This is a genomic window from Limosilactobacillus avistercoris (assembly GCF_014836425.1).
In the GTDB taxonomy this organism is placed as follows: domain Bacteria; phylum Bacillota; class Bacilli; order Lactobacillales; family Lactobacillaceae; genus Limosilactobacillus; species Limosilactobacillus agrestimuris.
The window spans coordinates 16,191-39,365 of sequence record NZ_JACSQW010000008.1; the positions used below are offsets into that span (position 1 = coordinate 16,191).

Consider the following 23,175-nt stretch of genomic DNA (forward strand, 5'->3'; position numbering starts at 1 on the left):
CAGATCTTTTGTCTATTGGGGACAAAAGATCTGCGTTTTTAATTATTATCTGTTATAATTAAAAATCGGTTTAATGGCGTCGCAACCAAATATCTATCCAATTTTAGCGCATTGATAAAATTTATAATCAAGCTTTGTTTGATGAAAGGAAAATAAGCATGATCTATTTTGATAATAGTGCGACAACTCAGGTAGCACCTGAAGTTCTCCAAACCTATAACACGGTTAGCCAAAGAATTTGGGGTAATCCAAGCAGTCTTCATAATTTTGGAGAAGAAGCTTGGAATTTATTGGAACAAGCACGGCAACAAATTGCTAACTTATTCCACGTTAAACCTGGTGAAATTATTTTTACCAGTGGTGGCTCTGAAGGAGACAACTGGGTAGTCAAGGGAACTGCGATGGCTAAACAACGATTCGGTAAGCATATCATTACTACTTCCGTTGAGCATGCAGCTGTGCGGAACCCGGCTGAACAGTTAAAAGAGCTTGGCTTTGATGTGACCTATCTTCCGGTTGACAAGGAAGGACGGATTAATCCGGCTGACTTAAAGGCGGTAATTCGTCCTGACACAATTTTGGTTTCAATTATGGCAGTCAATAATGAAATCGGGACAATTCAACCAATTAAAGAAGTTGGTGAAATCTTGAAGGATTATCCTAATATTCACTTCCATGTTGATGCAGTTCAAGCAATTGGTAAGGGCCTCGATGATATTATCTTCAGTGATCGTGTTGACTTTGCAACCTTTTCTGGACATAAATTCCATGCACCACGGGGAACTGGATTTGTTTATGTTAAGGCTGGCCGGAAAATTGCACCATTAGTTGCTGGTGGGGGACAAGAACGTGGCCTTAGAAGTGGAACGGAAAATACTCCCGGCGATGTAGCAATGGCACGGGCAATTCGTTTGGTCAAAGAAGGCGAAGATGCTGCTGTTAAGCGAGAACAAGCGATTAAGGAACGAATTTATGATCACATTAAGCAATTCGATCACGTGAAGATCTTTTCTGGACGCGATCAAGGATTTGCTTCCCATGTACTTTGCTTTGCAATTGTGGGTGTTCGTGGTGAGACAATTGTTCATGCATTTGAGGATCAGGGTATTTATATTTCTACTACTAGTGCTTGTTCATCAAAGAAGCATGCAGAAGCAGGAACTCTTGCTGCAATGAAAGTTCCTGAAAAGGAAGCAACTAGTGCAGTGCGGATCAGCTTAGGTGATCAAAATACGCTTGAAGAAGCAGATAAGTTTAACGAAACCTTTGATAAACTTTATGTAGGCTTTAAGAAAATTATTGAATAAGGAGGGGAAAATTAGTGGATTACACTGAAATTATGGTTCGTTATGGTGAATTATCGACCAAGGGCCATAACAAGAAAAACTTTATTGACCGTCTTGGTGCGAATGTGCGAAAAGCCCTTCACCACTTTGATCAAGTTAAAGTGCATGCTCAACGTGACCGGCTTCACGTTGAATTAAACGAGGCTGACTACAACCAAGTAATGGACCGGTTACAAGATGTTTTTGGAATTCAAAACTTTTCACCATCCATTAGGGTCGAAAAGACGTTTGAGGCGACCGCTAAGGCTGCTGAACAGATGATTCGTGAACAAGTTAAGAAGCCAATCACGTTTAAGATTAATACCCGACGTTCAGACCATAAGTTTCCAATTGATACGTTTGAAATGAATGATCAGCTTGGTGGTTACCTCTTAAAGAAGTTCCCGGACTTGTTGAAGGTGGATGTTCATAATCCTGATTTAACTCTTCGGGTAGAAATTCGTCTAAACGGGATTTTCCTTTCAAGTGAAACGATTGATGGTGCTGGTGGCCTCCCAGTTGGAACTGCTGGTAAGGGAATGATGATGCTCTCCGGTGGAATTGATTCACCAGTTGCAGCGTACTTAGGGATGAAGCGTGGTGTTTCCATGGAAATGGTCCACTTCTTTAGTCCTCCATACACTAGTCCTCAGGCCCTAGCTAAGGCAAAGCAACTAACGAGTAAACTCGCTCGTTATAGTGGTAGTATCCGTTTTATCCAAGTTCCGTTTGCTGAAATTCAAGAAACCGTTAAGGAAAAGATTCCCGAAGGTTACTTGATGACAGTCCAACGACGGATGATGTTACGGTTAGCGGCAGCAATTACAATGAAGCGTCATGGCCTTGCGATCTTTAACGGTGAGTCTTTAGGGCAGGTAGCCTCCCAAACAATGGAAAGTATGTTAGTAATTAATGATGTTACTAATCTTCCGGTATTACGACCGGTTCTTTCTTACGATAAGACAGAGATTATTGATGTGGCAAAAAAAATTGATACGTATGATCTTTCGATTTTGCCGTATGAAGATTGCTGTACTGTCTTTACACCACCTTCGCCAAAGACTAAGCCAAATCTTGAAAAGACGCGGAAATATGAAGAACGGTTAGACATTGATGGTCTCCTTAAACGAGCCCTTGATGGAATTGAAATTACGGAAATTCATTCTGGTGAAGACTTCTTAAACCAAAATGAGGATGTTTTTGCAGAACTTCTTTAAACTTCTGCTTGACGATGGTTTTTAAATTGGCTATCATTACAAACAAATAGTAAATGCGTTGATCAAAAGAGTAGCTAGTTGTTTTTTTAACAGAGAGGGAATAATTGATGGGAAATTCCTAGAAGACAGTTAGCGAAAGTAGTTTGGTAGCACTCTAGCTGAATTAGTAGTAAGTTAGAGCGGTTCATTTTACCGTTATAAAATGAATGAGTGAGGTTACACTCGATGGTAGTGTAACCTAAAATAGGTGGTACCGCGGAACTCGTCCTATCTTTTAGGACGGGTTCTTTTTTTCAGCGTAAAATACTTGATAATTAATTACTTAGAGGAGGACTCTCAATGAGTACTGATAAGGAAATGTCCACTAAGTATGACCCCACAGCTGTTGAAGCTGGTCGTTATCAATGGTGGATTGATCAAGGCTTGTTTAAGCCTAGCGGAGATAAAAAGGCACACCCATATTCAATTGTTATTCCACCGCCGAATGTTACAGGAAAGCTTCACCTCGGACATGCTTGGGATACAACATTACAAGATATGATTATCCGGCAAAAGCGGATGCAGGGTTATGATGTACTCTGGCTTCCGGGGATGGATCATGCCGGTATTGCTACCCAAGCAAAGGTTGAAGCTCGGTTGCGGAAACAAGGAATTTCTCGTTATGACTTAGGTCGGGAAAAGTTTGTCCAACAAGTTTGGGACTGGAAAGATGAATATGCTGATATCATTCATAAGCAATGGGCCAGAATGGGGATTTCTGTTGATTATGATCGCGAACGGTTTACCCTTGATAAGGGGTTAAACGAAGCGGTTCGGAAAGTCTTTGTTGACCTTTACAATAAGGGCTTAATTTACCGGGGAACTTACATTATTAACTGGGATCCACAAGCACGGACAGCATTATCAGACATCGAAGTTATCCACAAGGACGACAAGGGTGCCTTCTACCATGTTAAGTACCCATTTACTGATGGAACAAAGTTTAATGGTAAGGACTACATTGAAATTGCAACAACTCGTCCAGAAACCATGTTTGGGGATGAAGCAGTTGCTGTTAATCCACATGATGAACGTTACAAGGACCTGGTTGGTAAGCATGTTCGAGTTCCGTTAGTCGATCGGGAAATCGAAATCATTGCGGATGATTACGTTACTCCTGACTTTGGTACTGGGATGGTAAAGATTACACCAGCCCATGATCCAAACGACTTTAAGGTTGGTAAGCGTCATAATCTTCCTGAATTAAATACAATGAACGAAGACGCCTCGATGAATGAAAATGCCGGAAAGTACGAAGGGATGGACCGGTTTGAAGCACGAAAGGCAATGGTAAAGGATCTCGAAGATCGGGGTTACATGCTTAAAGTTGACCCAATTGTTCACTCAGTTGGTCACTCTGAACGGACTGGTGTTCAAGTTGAAGCACGGCTTTCAACTCAATGGTTTGTCAAGATGAAGCCATTGGCAGAAGCCGCATTGAAGAATCAGGAAACTGATGATCGGGTTAACTTTATTCCTGGCCGGTTTGAACACACCTTTACTCAATGGATGGAAAATATTCATGATTGGGTTATTTCCCGTCAATTATGGTGGGGACACCGGATTCCAGCCTGGTATAACAAGAAGACTGGTGAAGTTTATGTTGGCATGGAAGCACCTAAGGATGCCGAAAATTGGGAGCAAGACAAGGATGTCCTTGATACTTGGTTCTCTAGTGCTCTTTGGCCATTCTCAACAATGGGTTGGCCAGACACTGACTCTGCCGACTTTAAGCGTTACTTCCCAACTAATACTTTAGTAACTGGTTATGACATTATCTTCTTCTGGGTTTCCCGGATGATCTTCCAGTCACTTGAATTTACTGGGAAAGCACCATTTAAGAATGTCCTCCTTCACGGATTGATTCGTGACGAACAAGGACGGAAGATGAGTAAGTCTCTTGGTAACGGGATTGATCCAATGGATGTAATCAAGAAGTACGGTGTTGACGCATTACGCTGGTTCTTGATTACCGGTTCTACTCCAGGACAAGATATTCGCTTCAGTTACACGAAGATGGATGCTGCCTGGAACTTCATCAACAAGATCTGGAATGCTAGTCGTTACGTTATTATGAACCTTGGTGATATGCCGGCACCAGTTCTTCCTGATAAGAGCAAGTGGGATCTTGCAGATCGGTGGATCCTAAGTCGCTTAAACGCTACTGTTAAACAAGTTAACGCCCAATTTGAAAAGTTTGAATTTGGTGAAGCTGGTCGTGCTTTGTACAACTTCATTTGGAATGATTTCTGTGACTGGTACATTGAAATGACTAAGGAAAAGCTAAACAATGGTTCTGAAGAGGAAAAAGCTAACACCAAGAATATCTTGGGTTATGTTCTTGACCAGATCTTGAAGTTGATGCACCCAATTATGCCATTTGTTACCGAAAAGCTTTGGCAATCAATGCCTCATGATGGGAAGTCAATTATGGTTGCCAAGTATCCAGTTGCCCATGATGAATTTGATGACAATGCTGCCACCGAACAGATGAACCACTTGATCGAATTAATTACTGCTGTTCGGAATATTCGGAACCAAGCAAATGCACCAATGTCAAAACCAGTGGATTTGATTATCAAGGTTGAAAACGAACATTTGGCAGAAATCTTCAAGGAAAACAAGGATTACATTGATCGCTTCTGTCATCCAGAAAAGCTGATTATTGGTACTGATGTTGAAACACCTAAGCTTGCCTTGTCTGGAATTTTAACTGGGGCTGAAGTTGATATTCCAATGGCAGAATTAGTTGATTTAGATGAAGAGCGAGCACGGATGAAGAAAGAAATTGCCAACCTTGAAAAGGAAGTTCAACGTTCTGCAAAGAAGTTGGGAAACGAAAACTTTGTTAAGAATGCTCCAGAAAAGGTTGTTGAAGAGGAACGGACTAAGGCTAAGGATTGGCAACAAAAGCTTGATGCTGCTAAGGATCGTTTGGCTTCACTTCAGGATGCTTAATATTTAGATCTTCTTTAATAAACGAAAAAGAAAAACGTGTATGATGAAAAATTCATTTATACACGTTTTTTATTTATACTTTTTATGAATTGTATATCATTTGATAAGACGGAAAATTCAACTATAACAAGCACTTAGATTCGAAAAAAAGATTGAAATAATTATTAATAAAAATTGTAATTATTTATCAACAGTATTATTATTGAAGATAAATGAAACGCGGTAACGGTTTCACGTATATTACTTTTTTCGGAGGGAGGCCTTTATTATGAGTATTCTTAGTCTTGCACGATTTCAATTCGCAATGACAACGGTATACCACTTTTTCTTTGTTCCTTTTACTATTGGGACAGCGTTTATCGTTGCAATTATGGAATCAATGTATGTCCATACTAAGAATGAGTCATATAAAAAGATGACGAAATTTTGGGGAAATATTTTTCTCTTGAGTTTTGCCGTCGGTGTTGTTACAGGTATTATTCAAGAATTCCAATTTGGGATGAACTGGTCTGATTATTCACGGTTTATGGGAGACATTTTTGGTGCCCCATTAGCTTTGGAAGCTTTGCTATCATTCTTTATTGAATCTACTTTTATTGGTCTCTGGGTATTTACCTGGGATAAGGTAAAGCCGGAACTTCATGCTTTCTTTATTTGGATGACTAGTTTTGGTTCACTTACTTCTGCCCTATGGATTTTAACCGCGAACTCATTTATGCAACACCCGGTTGGTTATGCAATCCGTGGTGGCCGTGCAGTGATGGTTAATTTTGGTGCGTTGCTAAAGAACCCCCAGTTATGGTTTGAATATGGTCACGTTATTTTGAACGCGATCATGATGGGCGGCGTTATCTTTGCCGGATTAACTGCTTTCCAATTATTAAAGAAACGGTCAATTTCAAATGAAGCACGGACAATTTACAAGAAGACAATGCGTCTAAGCCTATGGATGTCATTGATTTTTGCTATCTGTGGTCTTGTTCTTGGTGATATGCAAATGCAATACCTTGTTAAGGAACAGCCAATGAAGTTTGCTGCAACTGAAGATGTTTACACAACTACTGGTAATCATGCCCCATGGACGATTGTGGGAATAGCGAATACGAAGGAACATAAAGTTCAGGACAATATCGATATTCCAGATATGTTAAGTATTTTGTCTTATCACAAGACTACCGGAGCCGTTACCGGGATGAATGAACTAAATGCACAGTACAAGAAGAAATACGGTAAGGATATCGATTATTATCCACCGGTAAATACGCTGTTCTACAGTTTCCGGATCATGTGTGCAATTTCTGCCTGGATTATTTTGGTTTCATTCGTTGGCTTAATTATGAGTCGCAAGAAGTCCGGTTACCTTTACAAGCATAAGTGGACACTATGGGTACTAGCACTGACAACCTTCTCACCATTCATTGGGAACACTGCTGGTTGGTTTGTTACAGAATTCGGTCGTGTTCCGTGGACTGTTTACGGACTCTTCACTATCCAGCAAAGTGTTTCGCCAAATGTTTCGGTAGCTTCGCTGTTAACCTCTAACATTGTCTACTTTGTATTGTTTACAGCATTAGCGATCACCTTAATTGGTTTAATCGTTCGTGAATTAAAGAAGGATCCAACTCAAGTAATTGAACCGAAATTCAAGAAGGTTCTCGATCCATTTGATAAGGAGGCGTTCTAAATGAGTTTTCTCCAATTATTATGGTTTGTTTTGATTGGTGTTCTCTTTGCCGGCTTCTTCTTCCTTGATGGATTTGATTACGGTGTTGGAATGGCAACTGTTACATTAACTAGTGACGAAGCAGAACGTGACCAAACGGTTCGGACAATTGGCCCGGTTTGGGATGGTAATGAAGTTTGGTTAATCACTGCTGGTGGGGCAATGTTTGCCTCATTCCCATTCTGGTATGCCAGCCTGTTTAGTGGTTACTATATTATCCTGATGTTAGTTTTAGTTGGTTTAATTATTCGTGGGGCTTCCTTCGAATTTCGGAAGAGATCCCCAATGCCCCAGAAACGAATTTGGGACTGGGCACTGGGAATTGGAAGCTTCATGGCACCGTTCTTCCTTGGAATCATGTTTATTAGTATGATTCAGGGAATGCCAATCGATGCTAACGGTAACTTCCATGCCACTTTCTTTGACTACATTAACTGGTTCTCAGTTGTTGGTGGGGTTGCCCTTTCTCTCTTAACGTACCTTCATGGTCTTAATTATATTGCTTTGAAGACGGCTGGGGATATTCGGCAACGAGCAAATAACGTTGCTCAATTCCTCTACTGGGTACTCTATGTTGGCCTGGTTGTCTTTGCATTAATGCTGATCTTTATGACAGACTTTATGAAGGTTCATCCAGTTGCCACAATTGTAATGTTGGTTGTAATGGTTGTTTTGACAATTATTGCTCAAGTAGCTGCAATTAAGGGTAAAGAATTAACGGCCTTTATAGCTAGTGGATTAACATTAGTTGCTCTAGTAGTTCTTCTATTTATTGGGTTATTCCCACGGGTACTGATTAGTTCAATTAGTCCACGTTATGACTTGTTGATTCAAAACGCGTCATCCACCCAGTACACATTGACAGTAATGACAATTGCTACATGCTGCTTATTGCCATTTGTCCTTGCTTACACAATTTGGGCATACTGGATTTTCCGGAAGCGGATTGCAATGCCAGTAATTACGGAGGCTAAGTAAGTATTATGATTGATCGACTACTCTTCACGCTGAAGGGGAGCAAGCAGATCATGGTAAAGCTTGTAGGGGTTTACGTCCTGCAAGCTTTTCTTATCATTGGTCAAGCGATTTCTTTAGCATCACTTTTAACAAACCTTTGGGCTGGTCACCCCTTAGTAAGTGAGTGGGGCTGGCTGCTAGGGTTTGTTGGTTGTTTTATTGGTCGACACGTTATTAATTGGCTTGATACGGTATTACTTGATAATTATGCCCGGAAAACCGCACAAGAACTACGACAACAGTTATTAGCCAAGTTATTTAAGCTTGGCCCTCGATTAGTTCAACAACAAGGAACCGGTAATATTGTCACTCTAACTTTAGATGGGATATCTGAAGTGGAAAATTATATTAACCTGCTTTTTAGTAAGTTTGTCAGTATGATGATTATTCCGGTAATGCTCCTAGTGGTTTGCTTTTGGTTAGACTGGATATCGGGAGTTGTGATGCTCCTTGTTTATCCGTTAATCATTCTATTTATGATTATTCTTGGTTATGCAGCCAAGGCGAAGGCGGATCGGCAATACGCAAGTTTTCAAGTCCTTTCAAACCATTTTATTGATTCATTGCGGGGAATTGATACTTTGAAATATTTTGGTTTGAGTAAACGCTATTCTAAGAGCATTTTTCGCTCAAGTGAACGTTTTCGGAAGTCAACGATGAGCGTTATCCGTGTAGCAATGTTATCTACCTTTGCACTTGACTTTTTCACGACCTTATCGATTGCGGTTCTTGCTGTTTTCCTTGGCTTAAGGTTGATAGATGGTCGGCTATTATTATTTCCAGCTCTTGGGATCTTGATCTTAGCTCCAGAATATTTTATGCCAATTCGTAATTTTGCTAATGATTACCATGCTACCTTGAATGGTAAAAATTCTTTTCATGCGGTTGAAAAGATTTTACATGAAGAAGTGCCTCCTGAACCCCACGTTGATATCAAACAGTGGCAGGACAGTAGTCAATTGGAACTTGATAAAGTTGAATTTCAATATCAACATGGTAGTCGTTTGGCGCCAGTAAACTTAAGACTTCATGGCTTTCAAAAAGTCGGGATTGTTGGAATGAGTGGTGCAGGGAAAACTACCTTGATTAACCTTCTTGGTGGCTTCCTTCAACCAACGGCCGGAACGATCAAGATTCAAGGGCAAAATGTAAAAACCCTAAATATTGAGGACTGGCAAAAACAGATTATCTATATTCCGCAGGATCCGTATATCTTTGATGATACGTTGAGAAATAATATCAGTTTCTATACGCCGGACGTTAGCCAAGTACAAATTGAAAAAGCGGTTGAAATGATGGGGCTTGGTTCGTTAGTTGCTGAATTACCTAATGGGTTGGATACAATGATCGGTAAGGGACATCGCCAATTAAGTGGTGGTCAGGCTCAACGAATTGCTCTTGCGCGAGCCTTCTTGGACCAATCCCGGCGAGTCCTAATTTTAGATGAGCCAACCGCCCATTTGGATATTGAAACCGAGTTGGAACTAAAAGAACGAATGATTCCAATTATGAAAAATCACTTAGTCTTATTTGCCACTCACCGTCTTCATTGGATGAAGCAAATGGATTATATTGTAGTGATGAAACATGGTCAGGTTATTGAACAAGGAACATACGATCAATTAATGGATAAGCCAGGCTACTTTACAGATCTCGTTTTTGATCGTTCAAAGGAGGGAGAATGATGAATAAGATTCCATTACTAAAAGCCCTCCGCAACGATCGCTGGGTTCGCCCCTTTTTGCGAAAGTATCGCTGGACACTAGCATTAGCAATTTCGTTAGGGATTTTAACGTTTGTCTGTGCCGGAGGGCTAATGTTTACGGCTGGATACCTAATTAGTAGGTGTGCGACGATGCCGTTTAACATTTTGCTGGTTTACGTTCCAATTGTTTTAACGCGGGCATTTGGGATCTTCCGTCCTGTATTTCACTATGCTGAACGTCTTACTAGTCATAACTGGGTTTTTAAGATGACGTCAATGTTTCGGAAAAAGCTTTATGACTCACTTGAAAAGGACGCGGTATTTTTTAATAGTAAGTATCGGATTGGTGATATTCTAGGTCTCCTTTCTGAAGATGTTGCCCATATTCAAAATTTATATTTACGAACAATTTTTCCAATGCTGGTCGCATGTGGACTGTACCTAATTATTGTAATTGGTCTTGGTGTTCTAACGCCGTGGATGGGATTATTAATGTTAGTCTTGTTTGGCTTAATTATTTTTGGAATTCCAGTATGGTCGATCTTGGTTAATGGTGCTCGTCAAGAGCAGGAAAAACAGGCAACTAACCGACTATATTCTGATCTGACTGATAATGTAATGGGAATTACCGACTGGGTACTTTCCGGAAATTCTGGTAAGTATATCAGGCGGCATGATAGCGATGAGGAGAAGCTCCTTAGTTCCCAAAAGTCAATGCACCGTTTTAATAATTTCCGTGACTTTGTTCTTCAAATGATGATCCTTTTGGTTATTATCTCTTTGATCGCTTGGGCGTCATATCGATTTGGTGGTCATTGGGGTGCTAATTGGATTGCTGCCTTTGTTTTGTGTGTATTTCCACTTGATGAGGCACTCGTTGGCCTTCCGGCAGCTGCCCAACAAACGAATGTTTATACCGATTCACTAGTGCGCCTTAATAAACTTCCAGAACCAATTAAGGCAAATAAGCAAGTTCCGCAAATTGAAGCACCATATCAAATTAAAGTAGACGATGTTAGCTTTAGGTATTCATCATCTAAAAAGCTAATCTTGGATAACTTAAACTTAACCATTAAGCCGGGAGAAAAATTAGCTATTCTTGGTCGAAGTGGAGCCGGAAAAAGCACCCTGGCAAGTTTGACTCGTGGCGATCTCCACCCAATAAAGGGACAAATAACAATTAATGGTGTACCTACGGATAAGTTTGGTGATCACATTGCTGACTATATTGGTGTTGTTCACCAGTCACCTTACTTATTCAATACCACCGTTTTGAACAATATTCGTTTAGGAAATGAAGATGCTACGGAGGAAGATGTCTGGGATGTCTTAAAACGGGTTGGCCTTGAAGAAAAAATTCGTCAGTTACCAGATGGGTTAAACACAAAGATTGGTGAAGCAGGATTAATCTTTTCTGGTGGTGAACGTCACCGGTTATCGTTAGCCCGAATTCTACTGAAGGATGTTCCAATTGTGATTCTGGATGAGCCGACAGTTGGGCTTGATCCATTAACTGAGCAACAGGTGATTGATACTTTTATGAATGAATTAGCTGGGAAAACACTTATTTGGATTACTCATCATTTGCAGGGAATTGATGCGATGGATCGTGTTATTTTTCTTGAAAATGGTAAAATAACAATGAGTGGGACACCACAGAAATTATGGGAAACAAACTCCCGTTATCGAAAATTAAAAAAAGCAGATCAAGGGTTGTAAAAGTAGAGTAATTTATAAAAGATGTTCTATACTAATAGTTAATAGGGGATGAATTATTTATGAAGAAGATTGTTGTACTGGGTGCCGGATATGCGGGCCTAAAAACGGTTGTTCTCCTTCAAAAGAAATTGAAGGGTGAAGGACGGATTGTTTTAGTTGACCGGAATACTTATCACTATGAAGCTACTGATCTTCATGAAGTTGCCGCTGGGAATGTTCCACCTGCAAAGATTTCATACCAAGTTAGTGATTTGATTAATTCTAAGGTAACTACTTTTATTCATGATGAGGTTGTTAAGATTAATCCTGACGACAAGACTGTTGAGTTAGCTCATCGTGAACAACCATTAGACTATGACTACTGTGTTGTTGGTCTTGGCTTTACTTCTGAAACATTCGGCATTGAAGGAGCAAAAGAAAATGCTCTTCAGATGACTAATGTTAAAGAGTCTTTAGAGATTCATAGCCATATTATTGATAAAATGAAGGATTATAAGATTACCAAGAATCCTGATGATTTGAAGATCATTGTCTGTGGTGCTGGTTTTACTGGAATTGAATTAGCTGGTGCATTAGTTGATGCACGACCACGGTACGCACAAATTGCGGGTGTCAAGCCTGAGGATATTCAAATTTCTCTTATTGAAGCTTCAGAACGACTTTTGCCAATGTTTAATCAGGATCTGGCTGATTACGGAGTTAACCTTGTTAAGAAGCTTGGGGTTCACCTTTACACAAGTTGCTTAATTTCACGGATTAAGCCAAGTACAGTTATTTATCAACATGGTCGTGGTAATGGTGATGAATCAATGACTGCGGGAACTATCATTTGGACAACTGGTGTTAGTGGTAGTCCTGTAATGGCAGAATCTGGTTTTAATGAACGTCGGGGTCGGGTTGTTGTTACCGATCACTTGAATGATCCAGATCATGATGATCTTTACATTATCGGAGATGTGGCTGCAGTAATGGCACCTGGTTCTCCTCGTCCATACCCAACTACAGCACAACTGGCTCTTTCGATGGCTGATTATGTTGCTGATGACATTGCTGACCGGATTAAGAAGGGTCAGCGGTTAAGTGAACCATATTCATACAAGTCACTTGGAACCGTGGCTTCAGTTGGTAATACGCGTGGCTTTGGGGTAGCTATGGGACACGAAGTAAAGGGTTACCCTGGTTCATTTATGAAGAAGATGATTGCCAACCGGTCGCTTTTAGAAGTAGGTGGGCTTAAAGAACTATTTGCCAAGGGACGTTTTGATTTATACCACTAGAATCTTTTAAATTATCAATAGAACTATAAATGGATCGCTATAGGGAGAAATCCCTAAGGTTAGCGATCCATTTATGGTTTAAATTATGGTAAGATGTTGTATTAATAATCTGTATTAATTTCTAAATTGATGATGGGGGAAAACAGGATGATTGAATCTTATACCGATGCGTTGAATTTTATTCATGGCCGGACAAAGTTTAAAAAGATTCCAACATTAGACCGGATGCGACTTTTTTTAGACCGCTTGGGAAATCCGCAAAGGGGATTGCAATACATTCATGTTACTGGAACTAATGGTAAGGGTTCAACAGTAGCGATGATGAGATCAATGTTGATGGCGACCGGATTAAATGTGGGGAGTTTTACGTCACCTTTCATAACTCGTTTTAACGAACGGATTGCTTTTAACGCAGAGCCAATAAGCGATACTGATTTAACGAGGTTGGCAAAAAAGGTCGAGCCAGTTGTTCATCAATTAGACCAAGAGATACCCACGGGAGGCCCTACTGAATTTGAGATTGATACAGCCATTATGTTTTGCTACTTTGCTGAAAAGAAACCGGACTTAGTATTGCTTGAAGTAGGAATTGGCGGTCTATATGATTCAACGAATGTGATTACACCATTGGTAAGCGTAATCACAACGATTGGCTGGGATCACATGAAGTACCTCGGTAATACGTTAGCTAAGATCGCCCACCAAAAGGCTGGAATTATTAAGAAAAATGTTCCCGTAGTGATTGGTTATCTCCCCTTATCAGCACATGAAGTTATTGTTAAAGAGGCAGCAGAGAAAAAAGCCCAGATTTATGAACTGGGAAAGGAGTTTTCGACAAGAAAGCTTAATCGGCATGCAATGAATGCAGAGATTGAGTATGATGGTGGAGAATTACACCATTTTCGGGAGAAACTTAATTTAGCCGGAGATTACCAGGTAGGAAACGCCGCAATTGCAATAACGACAGTTCAAGTAGTACTGAATAAATTAGGAATTCCGGTGAATGCAGTAGACTTAAAAAAGGGATTAGCAACAACATGGTGGCCGGGACGGATGGAAACTGTAATTGATGAGCCACTAGTAATGCTTGATGGTGCACATAACCTTCCCGGAATTCAGGAATTAGTAAAATCGATTCGGGATGATTTTAGTGATCGTAATGTTTATATTCTTGTTGCAATATTAGCTGATAAGCAGTATGAACTGATGCTTGGGGAATTAGCCAGTCTAGCAAATGTTCATTTAATGGTGACTAACTTTGCAGGTCCGGGTCCCAAGCGACCAAGTGCTGACCTGACCAGTGTTATTGGTGAGTTTAAGACAAAATACCCAATTCAAATTGCCGAAAATTGGCAAAGTGGTTTTATTAAATTATCTCAAGAATTAGGAGCTGACGATGTGATGATTATCACGGGATCACTCTACTTTATTTCGGAAGTCAGAAAAATTTTAAAATAAAATAATGCAAATCTTCTTTTTTTCCGTTTTATATATATAGAACGGAAAAAGGAGATTTTTTATTTATGTTTTCAGCAGAATCGACTCAATATCTTGAACTTGTCGCAAGAATTTTAATTGATGGTAGTGAGAAAGGAAATGCCCTTTTTCACCAATTTATTAAAAGCTTTCCCACACCCCTTGCCGTGAAAAATATGACAATTGATGAAAAGAAAGAACTTCTTGAAGAGGGAGAACAAATGGAAATTCTTTTAGCAGCATTAGAATTAGGAGAATTGGTTGTTCGAAGTAAGGCTTGTTTGTTTGGTCATGCCTACTCTAGTCAATTATTGAGTACCGAAATGATGGATCGATTAAGCGGTGAGAGTCAGGAAAGTTTATATTTAGTTGGAACTGACATCCATAACGATATTATCGACATCAAGCAAATGTTTATCGGTGGCCTTAGCGAATGCAATGTTTATCCTGATCAGATTTTTCGGCGGGCATTAATTCAGTCTGCTAGTGGGATTGCAGTTGTTCATAACCATCCCTCCGGAAGTGTTGAACCCTCATCGGCTGATCGTGCAATGATTAAACGGTTAGAAAAGGGTTGCCGAATGTTAGGATTAACCTTTCTCGACTTTCTAATTGTTGCCCAGGATAATTATTATAGTTGGCGTGAAAATCAAGCTTTTCAAAAAAATGACGAAACGAAAAATTAAAGAAATCCTTAATTTATCAAAGAATTAGTCTTCTCTAGTAATATATTATGTATATTAAAGTTCGTATATGGCGTTTGCTATGGTATAATATGCTCGATATTAGATAAAAAATAATTTACTAGATGAAGGGAAGAAGCAGATTGCTAGGAATCGGAACCAAAAATATTGGCATCGACCTCGGAACAGCAAACACCATTGTGTATGTTGAAGGCAAGGGAATTGTATTGCGTGAACCATCAGTTGTTGCTCGTAATACCAAAACCAATGAAGTCATCTCTGTAGGTAAAGATGCTCGTGATATGATCGGCCGGACTCCGGGTAGCATTACAGCTATTCGACCAATGAAGGACGGAGTAATTGCTGATTACGACACTACTGTTGCAATGATGAAGTACTATATCGAAAAGGCTTTGGGGAATTCTAACGGAAAGCCTTACGTAATGGTATGTGTCCCAAGTGGAATTACTGAAGTTGAGAAGCGGGCCGTAATTGATGCTACTCGTGTTGCAGGTGCCCGTGACGCTTACGTTATTGAAGAACCATTTGCTGCTGCGATCGGTGCAGGCCTTCCAGTAATGGATCCAACCGGTAGTATGGTTGTTGATATTGGTGGTGGAACTACCGATGTGGCAACCATTTCCTTAGGTGGGATTGTTTCTAGTCGTTCAATTCGAATGGCTGGGGATGAAATGAATGATGCAATTGCACAATATGTTCGCCAAAACATGAACTTGTTAATCGGTGAGAGAACAGCTGAAAAGATTAAGTGGGATATTGGTTCTGCTTCGGTCGATGCAGCCGCTGAAATGGGTTCAACCGAGGTTCGTGGTCGTGACCTTGTTACGGGACTACCAAAAACAATGGAGGTTTCTGCAAAGGATGTTTCCATTGCTCTACAAGACGTTGTTAATTCAATTATCGATGCAATTAAGGGAACATTGGAAGAAACTTCTCCAGAAATTGCAGCCGATGTTATTGATCACGGAATCGTCCTTACAGGTGGTGGTGCACTATTGAAGCACCTTCCTAACGTGATTGCTGATGCTACTAAGGTTCCAGTATTTATTGCAAACGATCCACTGGACTGTGTTGCAACTGGTACTGGTGAATCATTAAAGAGTATCGACGTAATGAAAAAGAAGTAATAAGTAACGGGATGGGGCTGGTCGCAAAACGATTTGTTTTGTCCAGTCCTTTCTTTTTAGTAAAAATGCTGGAGGAATAAAATGCGCAAGTTTTTTTCCAATCGACGGCTTGTTATCCTTGTGCTAATTCTAATTGCTTGTTTTGGTTTGATGGCTGGGTCAGTTTCGATGCGTAATCGTCGGAATACACCACCGCTAATTCAGCAATTTGGTAATGACATTGTTGGTTTTGTAGATAGTGTAGTTGCTATCCCAGTAAATGCAGTTCAGGGTGGCTTTAGTTCTGTTGGTCAACTAATGGATACGTATTCTGAAAACCGGGAACTAAAGCAACAGGTAACTGAATTAGCTCAAACCAAGGTCCGCGATCAGACTTTAGCAAAGGAAAATAAAGAGCTTAAGCAAGAATTAAAGCTTAATAAGTCATTAACTGATTACAATACGATTACTGCTTCAGTAATGATGAGAACACCATCTTCATGGCAAAAGCAACTGGTAATTAATAAGGGTCAATCTAACGGGATCAAGAAAAACATGCCCGTAATGAGTGGTAGTGGTTTGATTGGTCGAATCAGTGAAGTAAATAAGACTAATAGTAAGGTTGAACTATTAAGTAATACTAGTGAGTCAGCAAACCGCTTTGCCATCACCATTGATGGTTCAAATGGTCAAACTGTTAATGGACTCATTACCGACTATAATGCTTCAACGGGCGAATTAATTGTGGGACAAGTTAGTTCCAAAGCTAAGTTGAAGAAGGGTACAAAGGTAATGACGAGTGGTATGGGAGGTGTAATACCAAGGGGCCTCTATGTTGGTCGTGTAACTCGGATTGGGAAAGACGACTACGGGTTAGCCCAAAAGGTATACATTAAGCCCGCTGCTAATATGAATGACGTTAATATTGTGACCGTTGCGGAACCTGCTTAATCGAGGTGATTGGATGTATAGATTATCGCGATTAAAGTATATATTTCCGCTAGGGTTATTTATCTCATTATTTTTAGATGGCTCTTTAAGTAGTGTTTGGGCAAAGTTTTTCTTTAGCTATCCTTATTCAATGATGAGTGAGTTAGTTTTACTTTGGCTAGTGTTTTCGTACTACTTTGAAGAAGATATTGAAATTCCATTAATTCCCTTTGCAGCACTTGCGGGAATTGTATTTGATGTTTACTTTACCGGTATTTTGGGGTTAGATATCTTCCTCTTTCCGCTAATTGTTGAGCTTACGAAGATTCTATCAAGATATTTTGATCAATCGTTTTTGACGGTTATTATGATATTCTTTATTGATATTGTAGTTTTTGTAACATTAACATACTGGGCATACTTACTAGTAGGAATTACTCATATGAATGTTGGGGACTATCTTGTGTATACTTTAGCGCCAACACTTGCTGTTAATCTGGTTTACTTTGTAATTCTTTATTGGCCAATTCAATCAATTTATACATGGGCTTTGAAGCAAAAAAATCCTAAAAGGGATTGACAAAGTGAATTATCAAGTGTAGGATACATGACAATATCAAAAAGCGAAGAACAGACTAGTAAAGAATTAACTAGCTCTTCAGAGAGTTCGTGATGATGGGAAGCGAACGGGTTAGTGTTCTTGAATCACATCTGCAAGTTGATCTGTTGAATTAAGTAGGCAGATCCGGGGTAGCCCGTTACAGCGCGGAGTTTAATTAATGAACTTACTGAGGTTACTTTTGTGAGAAAGTAACAACATGAGGTGGAACCGCGTAAAACGCCCTCATAGTCGAAAGACTGTGAGGGCGTTTTCTTTTTTCTACAGTAAATTAGTTAAACTCATGAGGTAATTACTGTGAGGTAATTATAAAATGAGGTGGAACCACGACTTGCTCGTCCTCTTAGGCTAATTAATTAGCTTAAGAGGATTTTTTGTTTAACGTTTTTTAATTCAAGGAGGTTTTAAAATGTCGCTTAATTACGTATCACAAATCTTGCCTTCACTTATTCAGGGGGCTGGATTAACATTACAGATCTTTTTTTGGACACTGATTATTTCAATCCCCTTAGGAATTATTGTAAGTCTAGGGCTGACTTCAAAAATAAAACCCCTTAAGTGGATCCTTGAAATTTATGTTTGGTTAATGCGGGGAACACCGTTACTTTTACAATTGATTTTTGTTTTTTATGGACTACCAATTGTTGGAATTGTATTTGAGCGGTACGATGCAGCACTTGTAGCGTTTATTCTTAACTATGCGGCCTACTTCGCTGAAATTTTCCGTGGTGGTTTTCAATCCGTCAGTGTTGGTCAATACGAAGCTGCTAAGGTATTGCGGTTGAATTATTGGCAAACGGTTCGAAAAATTATCATCCCTCAGGTTGTTAAAATCGTTATTCCTTCGATTGGAAATGAAGTTATTAACTTGGTAAAGGATTCTTCACTTGTTTACGTGATTGGACTTGGTGATCTTCTTCGGGCAGGAAATATTGCTACCTCTCGAGACGTAACTCTTATTCCACTTCTCCTTGTTGGGTTAATTTACCTAATTCTTGTTGGTATTTGTACGTTAATCTTACGTCAAGTTGAAAAACGTTATTCATATTTTAAGTAAGGAGGAATAGCCGATGTTAGAAGTTAAAAATCTGAAGAAAAGTTTTGGCGATCGGGTAATTCTCGATGATGTTAACTTGACCGTTAAAGATGATGAAATCCTTTGCATTGTTGGTCCTTCAGGAGCAGGAAAAACAACTTTGCTCCGTTGTATTACTGGATTAGATACTCCTGATAGTGGTGAATTCCTAATGGATGGCAAACCGTTTGATCCTTCAGGAACTGGCGCATCTGACCGAGTAATTGGGGTTGTTTTCCAAGACTTTAACCTTTTTCCTAACCTATCAGTAATGGAAAACATTACCTTAGCGCCAACGATGGTTCTTAAGCAGTCAAAAGATGAAGCCACGAAGAATGCTCAAGAATTATTGGCCAAGTTAGGGCTATCAACGAAAGAAAATCTTTATCCTTGGCAATTGTCTGGGGGACAAAAACAGCGGGTGGCAATTGCACGTGCTTTAGCGATGAAGCCGAAGATCCTTTGCTATGATGAACCAACATCAGCGCTTGATCCAAATCTTCGTCAAGACGTTGCAAACATCATTCTTTCACTAAAGAAGAGTGGTGTAACTCAATTAGTAGTTACTCACGATTTTGATTTTGCTGAAGAAATTGCTGACGAATTGTTAAAGGTTAACCCGATTGATCAGAGTCAAGATTAAAAATGGGAGGTGCTTGCTATGCGAAAAATTAGATATTGGCTGGTGCTCCTGATTTTAGTCGCTCCTGCTCTTGTTCTCAGTGGTTGTCAAAGCGTTACTCAACGGGCAAATACTCAGGATACTTGGAACCGGATTGAAAAACGAAAGCGTGTTGTAATTGGGTTAGATGATAGTTTTGTTCCAATGGGCTTTCGGCAAAAGAACGGTAAACTTGTTGGGTATGATGTTGATTTAGCACGAGCTGTTTTTAAGCAATACGGAATAAAGGCTGACTTCCAACCTATTGATTGGTCAATGAAGGAAACAGAGTTGAAGAACGGGACAATCGACTTGCTGTGGAATGGTTACTCAATTAACGCTAGTCGCCGAAAAAAAGTTACGTTTAGCCGGCCGTACTTAAAGAATGAGCAAGTTTTGGTCACAAAAAAAGCTTCTAATATTCTGAATTTTGCTGATATGAAGGAAAAATCTTTAGGGGTTCAAAATGGTTCAACAGGATTAACAGCGTTGGATGAACGGCCAAAAGTTCTGAAGGATTTAATTAAGAATAAGAAGCCAATTCTTTATGATACTTTTCCGGATGCCTTCATCGATTTAAATGCTAACCGAATTCAAGGAATCTTAATGGATCAAGTTTATGCTGATTACTATATTAAGCACCAAAAGGATAGTTCTTCATATCGAACCTATACAAGTAAGGCCCTTCCAGTTGAATACTATGCTGTCGGAATGCGGAAAGGCGATAAGACCTTGCGACAAAAGATTAACGCTGGTTTAGGACGACTACAGAAAAATGGTGAGTTAAGAAAAATTAATCAGAAGTGGTTTGGTACTAATAGTAATTACCTAGGTGCGGATTAAAAAATTTAATTATAAAAATGACTCCTGGCATTTTTAAGGGTGCCAAGAGTCATTTCTTTGTATATAAGAATTTAATTTTCACCAGAGTTTGTAATTTAGCACGGGATAAAGTATCATTAATCAGTATGATTTAATTTCGAGATATAGTTAATGACATTGGGGAAGGGAGATATATCAGTGGATTATCGTCTTGCTAAAGGTGTCGATCTTCATGTTATTCCGACAGAGCAGTTTAAGATGACCCATATCTTAATTGACTTTGCGACACCACAGACAACTACGAATGCCACAGCAAGGAACCTCCTTGCTAACCTATTAGAAACAAGCACCCATCTTTACCCGACGCAAACTGCCCTTGCTCGGCAAATGGCTAAGTTGTATGGTGCATTTGCTTCGCTTGGGGTTGGTCGAGTTGGACGTTTGCATACCGTTCGCTTACGGTCAAGTTTTATCAATAATCACTTGGCGCAAAAAGATTTATTTATACAGGTAACTGAATTAATTAATCAAATACTATTTCATCCGTTAATCGATGATGGAGAATTTGATAGTCCAACGTTCCGTCTTCAGGTAAATAACCTTACTAGTTCAATCAAGGCGTTGTACGATGATAAGCAATTTTATGCTAACCAGCAGTTATTAAAGTTGTATTATAATTCTGATTCAGTTATGCAGGTACCGAGCTTTGGAAGAATTTCTGATCTTGATTACTGTACTCCAGCAAGCTTGGTCCAGACATATGAAAAGATGATTAATCAAGATAAAGTGGATATATTCGTTCTGGGAAATGTTGAACCAGAAAGGGTATGTTCAGCAATTTGTCAATTACCATTTGGTGATCGAGATCCATTGCTTCCGGAAACAACCTTTTATTTTCAAGAGCCTCATGAAGGTGTGTTTAATAAAAGAGAGCAGCAACGGGTTAGTCAGGCTAAGCTAGATTTAGGGTATAATCTACCGATTTATTATCGTGATCCGCTATACCCGGCTGCCTTAGTTTTTAATGGCCTTTTTGGAGGAACTCCATATTCAAAGCTCTTTACTAATGTTCGGGAAAAAGCTGGTCTAGCCTACTATGCTTCTAGTCGCCTAGCTCCTTTTTCTGGATTAATTAATGTGCAAACTGGCATTCAACCAGCCGATTATCAAACTACTCTAGAAATGATTCAGGAGCAGGTAGCCGAACTGCAAGCAGGGAATTTTACTGCAGAGGTAATGCGTGAGGTTCAAGACGCATTGATTAATCAGCATTATGCCGGCTTTGATTTAGCAAATAACATATTAGAGCATCACTTGGTTAACCAGTTACTTTCGTTACCAGAGCAAACTGATTTTGCACAGCAAATTAACCGGGTGACCAAAGATGATGTGACAAAGGTTGCATCAATGATTAAACTACAAGCAAGCTATTTATTGAGTGGTGAGAAATAAAACTATATGAATAAAGAAATTTATGAAGAATTTAACCAGCCAATTTACCGACAACAATTAGCGAATGGCTTGACATTACAGATGATGCCGATGGCTGGGTATCATAAGACATATGCAAGTTATACTACCGATTTTGGCTCAATTGATAATTGTTTTGTTCCATATGGTAAACAGGATGCTATTAAAGTGCCAGATGGAATTGCTCACTTTTTGGAACATAAGATGTTTGAGAAAGCTGACCATGATGCATTTGACTTATTTGGAAAGCTTGGTGCTGATTCCAATGCCTTTACTAGTTTTACCCAAACGAGTTATCTTTTTTCAACTACGAGTCATGTTCATGAAAGTTTGGATGTTCTCTTAGATTTTGTTCAGGAACCGTATTTTACCGAACAGACGGTAAATAAGGAACAAGGAATTATCGCTCAGGAAATTAAGATGTATGAAGATGATGCATCTTGGCGACTGTATCTTGGTATCCTGGGGAACCTTTATCCTCATGATCCAATGCATATCGATATAGCAGGAACAGTGGAAAGTATCAGTAAGATTACCCCTGAATACTTGATGGAGACATATAAGACATTTTATCAGCCAAGTAACATGAACTTAGTTCTAGCTGGTAACTTGAATCCTGACGAAATTGTTGATTGGGTAACCCAAAATCAAAGCCAGCGGCAATTTTTACCTGCAATCAAGCCAAACCGGATTTTTAACCTTAATGATCCATCGGCTCACGATGTAATTCCATTTAGATCCTTAACCATGGACGTTGCTCGGCCAAAAGTAATTGTTGGTTTACGGGGAATTGAGATGCCTGAGGATGGTCAGGAACGGCTGCGTTATAAGTTAGCAATTGATTTATTACTGGACGTTCTTTTTGATGATACTTCGGATAATTACCTCCGCTTGTACAACAATGAAGTTCTTGATGATTCATTTGCTTATAATCTAGAAATGCAACGTGATTTTTACTTTGCATATTTCAGTTCAGATACCGATCAGATGGAACGATTTGCGGATGAAGTAATTGCTATTTTAGAAAGTGCTGATCAACAGATCGATGCTGCAAGAACACGTTTTAATGAGATTAAAAATGCAGAAATTGGTCGTTTAACGGGCTTGCTGGATTCACCAGAAGCGGTTGCTAATCATTATGGAGGAAAGTTCTTTGACGGGGCCAATCTGATGGATGAAATTAGGGTGCTACGGTCAATTAACCTAGATGATCTCTATGATGTTGCTAAGCGATTCATCGTTTCTCAAGGAATTTCTGTATTCCAAATTATCCCGCAACACCGTTAATTCAAGATTTTCTTAATAATTGATAACGGAATGCCATGCTATAAT

At 39.5% G+C, this 23,175-nt stretch carries 18 protein-coding genes and 2 other annotated features; all 18 genes read left to right on the plus strand.

Translation table 11 applies throughout. The annotated features are described in order from the left end of the window. Positions 1-158: 158 nt before the first annotated feature. On the plus strand, positions 159-1,307 hold the full coding sequence (locus H9564_RS04155) for a cysteine desulfurase family protein (RefSeq protein ID WP_191684260.1): 1,149 nt from the start codon (positions 159-161) through the stop codon (positions 1,305-1,307). 14 nt (positions 1,308-1,321) lie between these two features. Next, a complete protein-coding gene (gene thiI, locus H9564_RS04160; protein ID WP_191684261.1) occupies positions 1,322-2,542 on the plus strand; it encodes a tRNA uracil 4-sulfurtransferase ThiI in 1,221 nt (406 codons plus the stop codon). A 49-nt stretch (positions 2,543-2,591) separates the two neighbouring features. Beyond that, positions 2,592-2,815, plus strand: a binding site (T-box leader). Between the two features lie 66 nt (positions 2,816-2,881). Then, complete coding sequence (locus tag H9564_RS04165) at positions 2,882-5,539, plus strand: valine--tRNA ligase (RefSeq protein WP_191684262.1); 2,658 nt, start codon at positions 2,882-2,884, stop codon at positions 5,537-5,539. A 268-nt stretch (positions 5,540-5,807) separates the two neighbouring features. Further along, positions 5,808-7,223 (plus strand): cytochrome ubiquinol oxidase subunit I, encoded by a 1,416-nt coding sequence (locus H9564_RS04170; RefSeq protein WP_191684263.1) that lies wholly within the window; start codon positions 5,808-5,810, stop codon positions 7,221-7,223. After that, positions 7,224-8,240, plus strand: a complete 1,017-nt coding sequence (cydB, locus tag H9564_RS04175; RefSeq protein ID WP_191684264.1) for a cytochrome d ubiquinol oxidase subunit II — start codon at positions 7,224-7,226, stop codon at positions 8,238-8,240. A gap of 5 nt (positions 8,241-8,245) precedes the next feature. Further along, a complete protein-coding gene (gene cydD, locus H9564_RS04180) occupies positions 8,246-9,964 on the plus strand; it encodes a thiol reductant ABC exporter subunit CydD (protein ID WP_191684265.1) in 1,719 nt (572 codons plus the stop codon). Continuing rightward, positions 9,964-11,703 carry a thiol reductant ABC exporter subunit CydC gene (gene cydC / locus H9564_RS04185; protein WP_191684321.1) on the plus strand — a complete coding sequence of 580 codons (1,740 nt, stop codon included), beginning with the start codon at positions 9,964-9,966 and terminating at the stop codon, positions 11,701-11,703. The genes cydD and cydC overlap by 1 nt, the downstream gene beginning before the upstream one ends. Before the next feature lie 59 nt (positions 11,704-11,762). Further along, complete coding sequence (locus H9564_RS04190) at positions 11,763-12,980, plus strand: NAD(P)/FAD-dependent oxidoreductase (RefSeq protein ID WP_191684266.1); 1,218 nt, start codon at positions 11,763-11,765, stop codon at positions 12,978-12,980. 147 nt (positions 12,981-13,127) lie between these two features. Then, complete coding sequence (locus tag H9564_RS04195) at positions 13,128-14,438, plus strand: bifunctional folylpolyglutamate synthase/dihydrofolate synthase (RefSeq protein WP_191684267.1); 1,311 nt, start codon at positions 13,128-13,130, stop codon at positions 14,436-14,438. 65 nt (positions 14,439-14,503) lie between these two features. Continuing rightward, positions 14,504-15,142, plus strand: coding sequence for a JAB domain-containing protein (locus H9564_RS04200; RefSeq protein ID WP_191684268.1), 639 nt, complete (start codon positions 14,504-14,506; stop codon positions 15,140-15,142). A 140-nt stretch (positions 15,143-15,282) separates the two neighbouring features. Further along, positions 15,283-16,287 carry a rod shape-determining protein gene (locus H9564_RS04205; protein ID WP_318241072.1) on the plus strand — a complete coding sequence of 335 codons (1,005 nt, stop codon included), beginning with the start codon at positions 15,283-15,285 and terminating at the stop codon, positions 16,285-16,287. 81 nt (positions 16,288-16,368) lie between these two features. After that, the gene (gene mreC, locus H9564_RS04210) at positions 16,369-17,217 is read left to right on the plus strand and encodes a rod shape-determining protein MreC (protein ID WP_191684270.1); all 849 of its coding nucleotides are present in this window, start codon (positions 16,369-16,371) and stop codon (positions 17,215-17,217) included. Positions 17,218-17,230: 13 nt separating this feature from the next. Next, entirely contained in the window at positions 17,231-17,776 is a 546-nt protein-coding gene (gene mreD, locus H9564_RS04215) for a rod shape-determining protein MreD (RefSeq protein ID WP_191684271.1), read from the plus strand. Positions 17,777-17,813: 37 nt separating this feature from the next. After that, positions 17,814-18,045 (plus strand) — a binding site (T-box leader). Between the two features lie 179 nt (positions 18,046-18,224). Then, entirely contained in the window at positions 18,225-18,872 is a 648-nt protein-coding gene (locus H9564_RS04220) for an amino acid ABC transporter permease (RefSeq protein ID WP_191684272.1), read from the plus strand. Between the two features lie 13 nt (positions 18,873-18,885). After that, the gene (locus H9564_RS04225) at positions 18,886-19,533 is read left to right on the plus strand and encodes an amino acid ABC transporter ATP-binding protein (protein WP_191684273.1); all 648 of its coding nucleotides are present in this window, start codon (positions 18,886-18,888) and stop codon (positions 19,531-19,533) included. An 18-nt stretch (positions 19,534-19,551) separates the two neighbouring features. Continuing rightward, positions 19,552-20,394 (plus strand): amino acid ABC transporter substrate-binding protein, encoded by an 843-nt coding sequence (locus H9564_RS04230; protein WP_191684274.1) that lies wholly within the window; start codon positions 19,552-19,554, stop codon positions 20,392-20,394. 177 nt (positions 20,395-20,571) lie between these two features. Continuing rightward, the gene (gene yfmF, locus H9564_RS04235) at positions 20,572-21,825 is read left to right on the plus strand and encodes an EF-P 5-aminopentanol modification-associated protein YfmF (protein ID WP_191684275.1); all 1,254 of its coding nucleotides are present in this window, start codon (positions 20,572-20,574) and stop codon (positions 21,823-21,825) included. 6 nt (positions 21,826-21,831) lie between these two features. Then, on the plus strand, positions 21,832-23,130 hold the full coding sequence (gene yfmH, locus H9564_RS04240) for an EF-P 5-aminopentanol modification-associated protein YfmH (protein WP_191684276.1): 1,299 nt from the start codon (positions 21,832-21,834) through the stop codon (positions 23,128-23,130). The last annotated feature ends 45 nt before the right edge of the window (positions 23,131-23,175 follow it).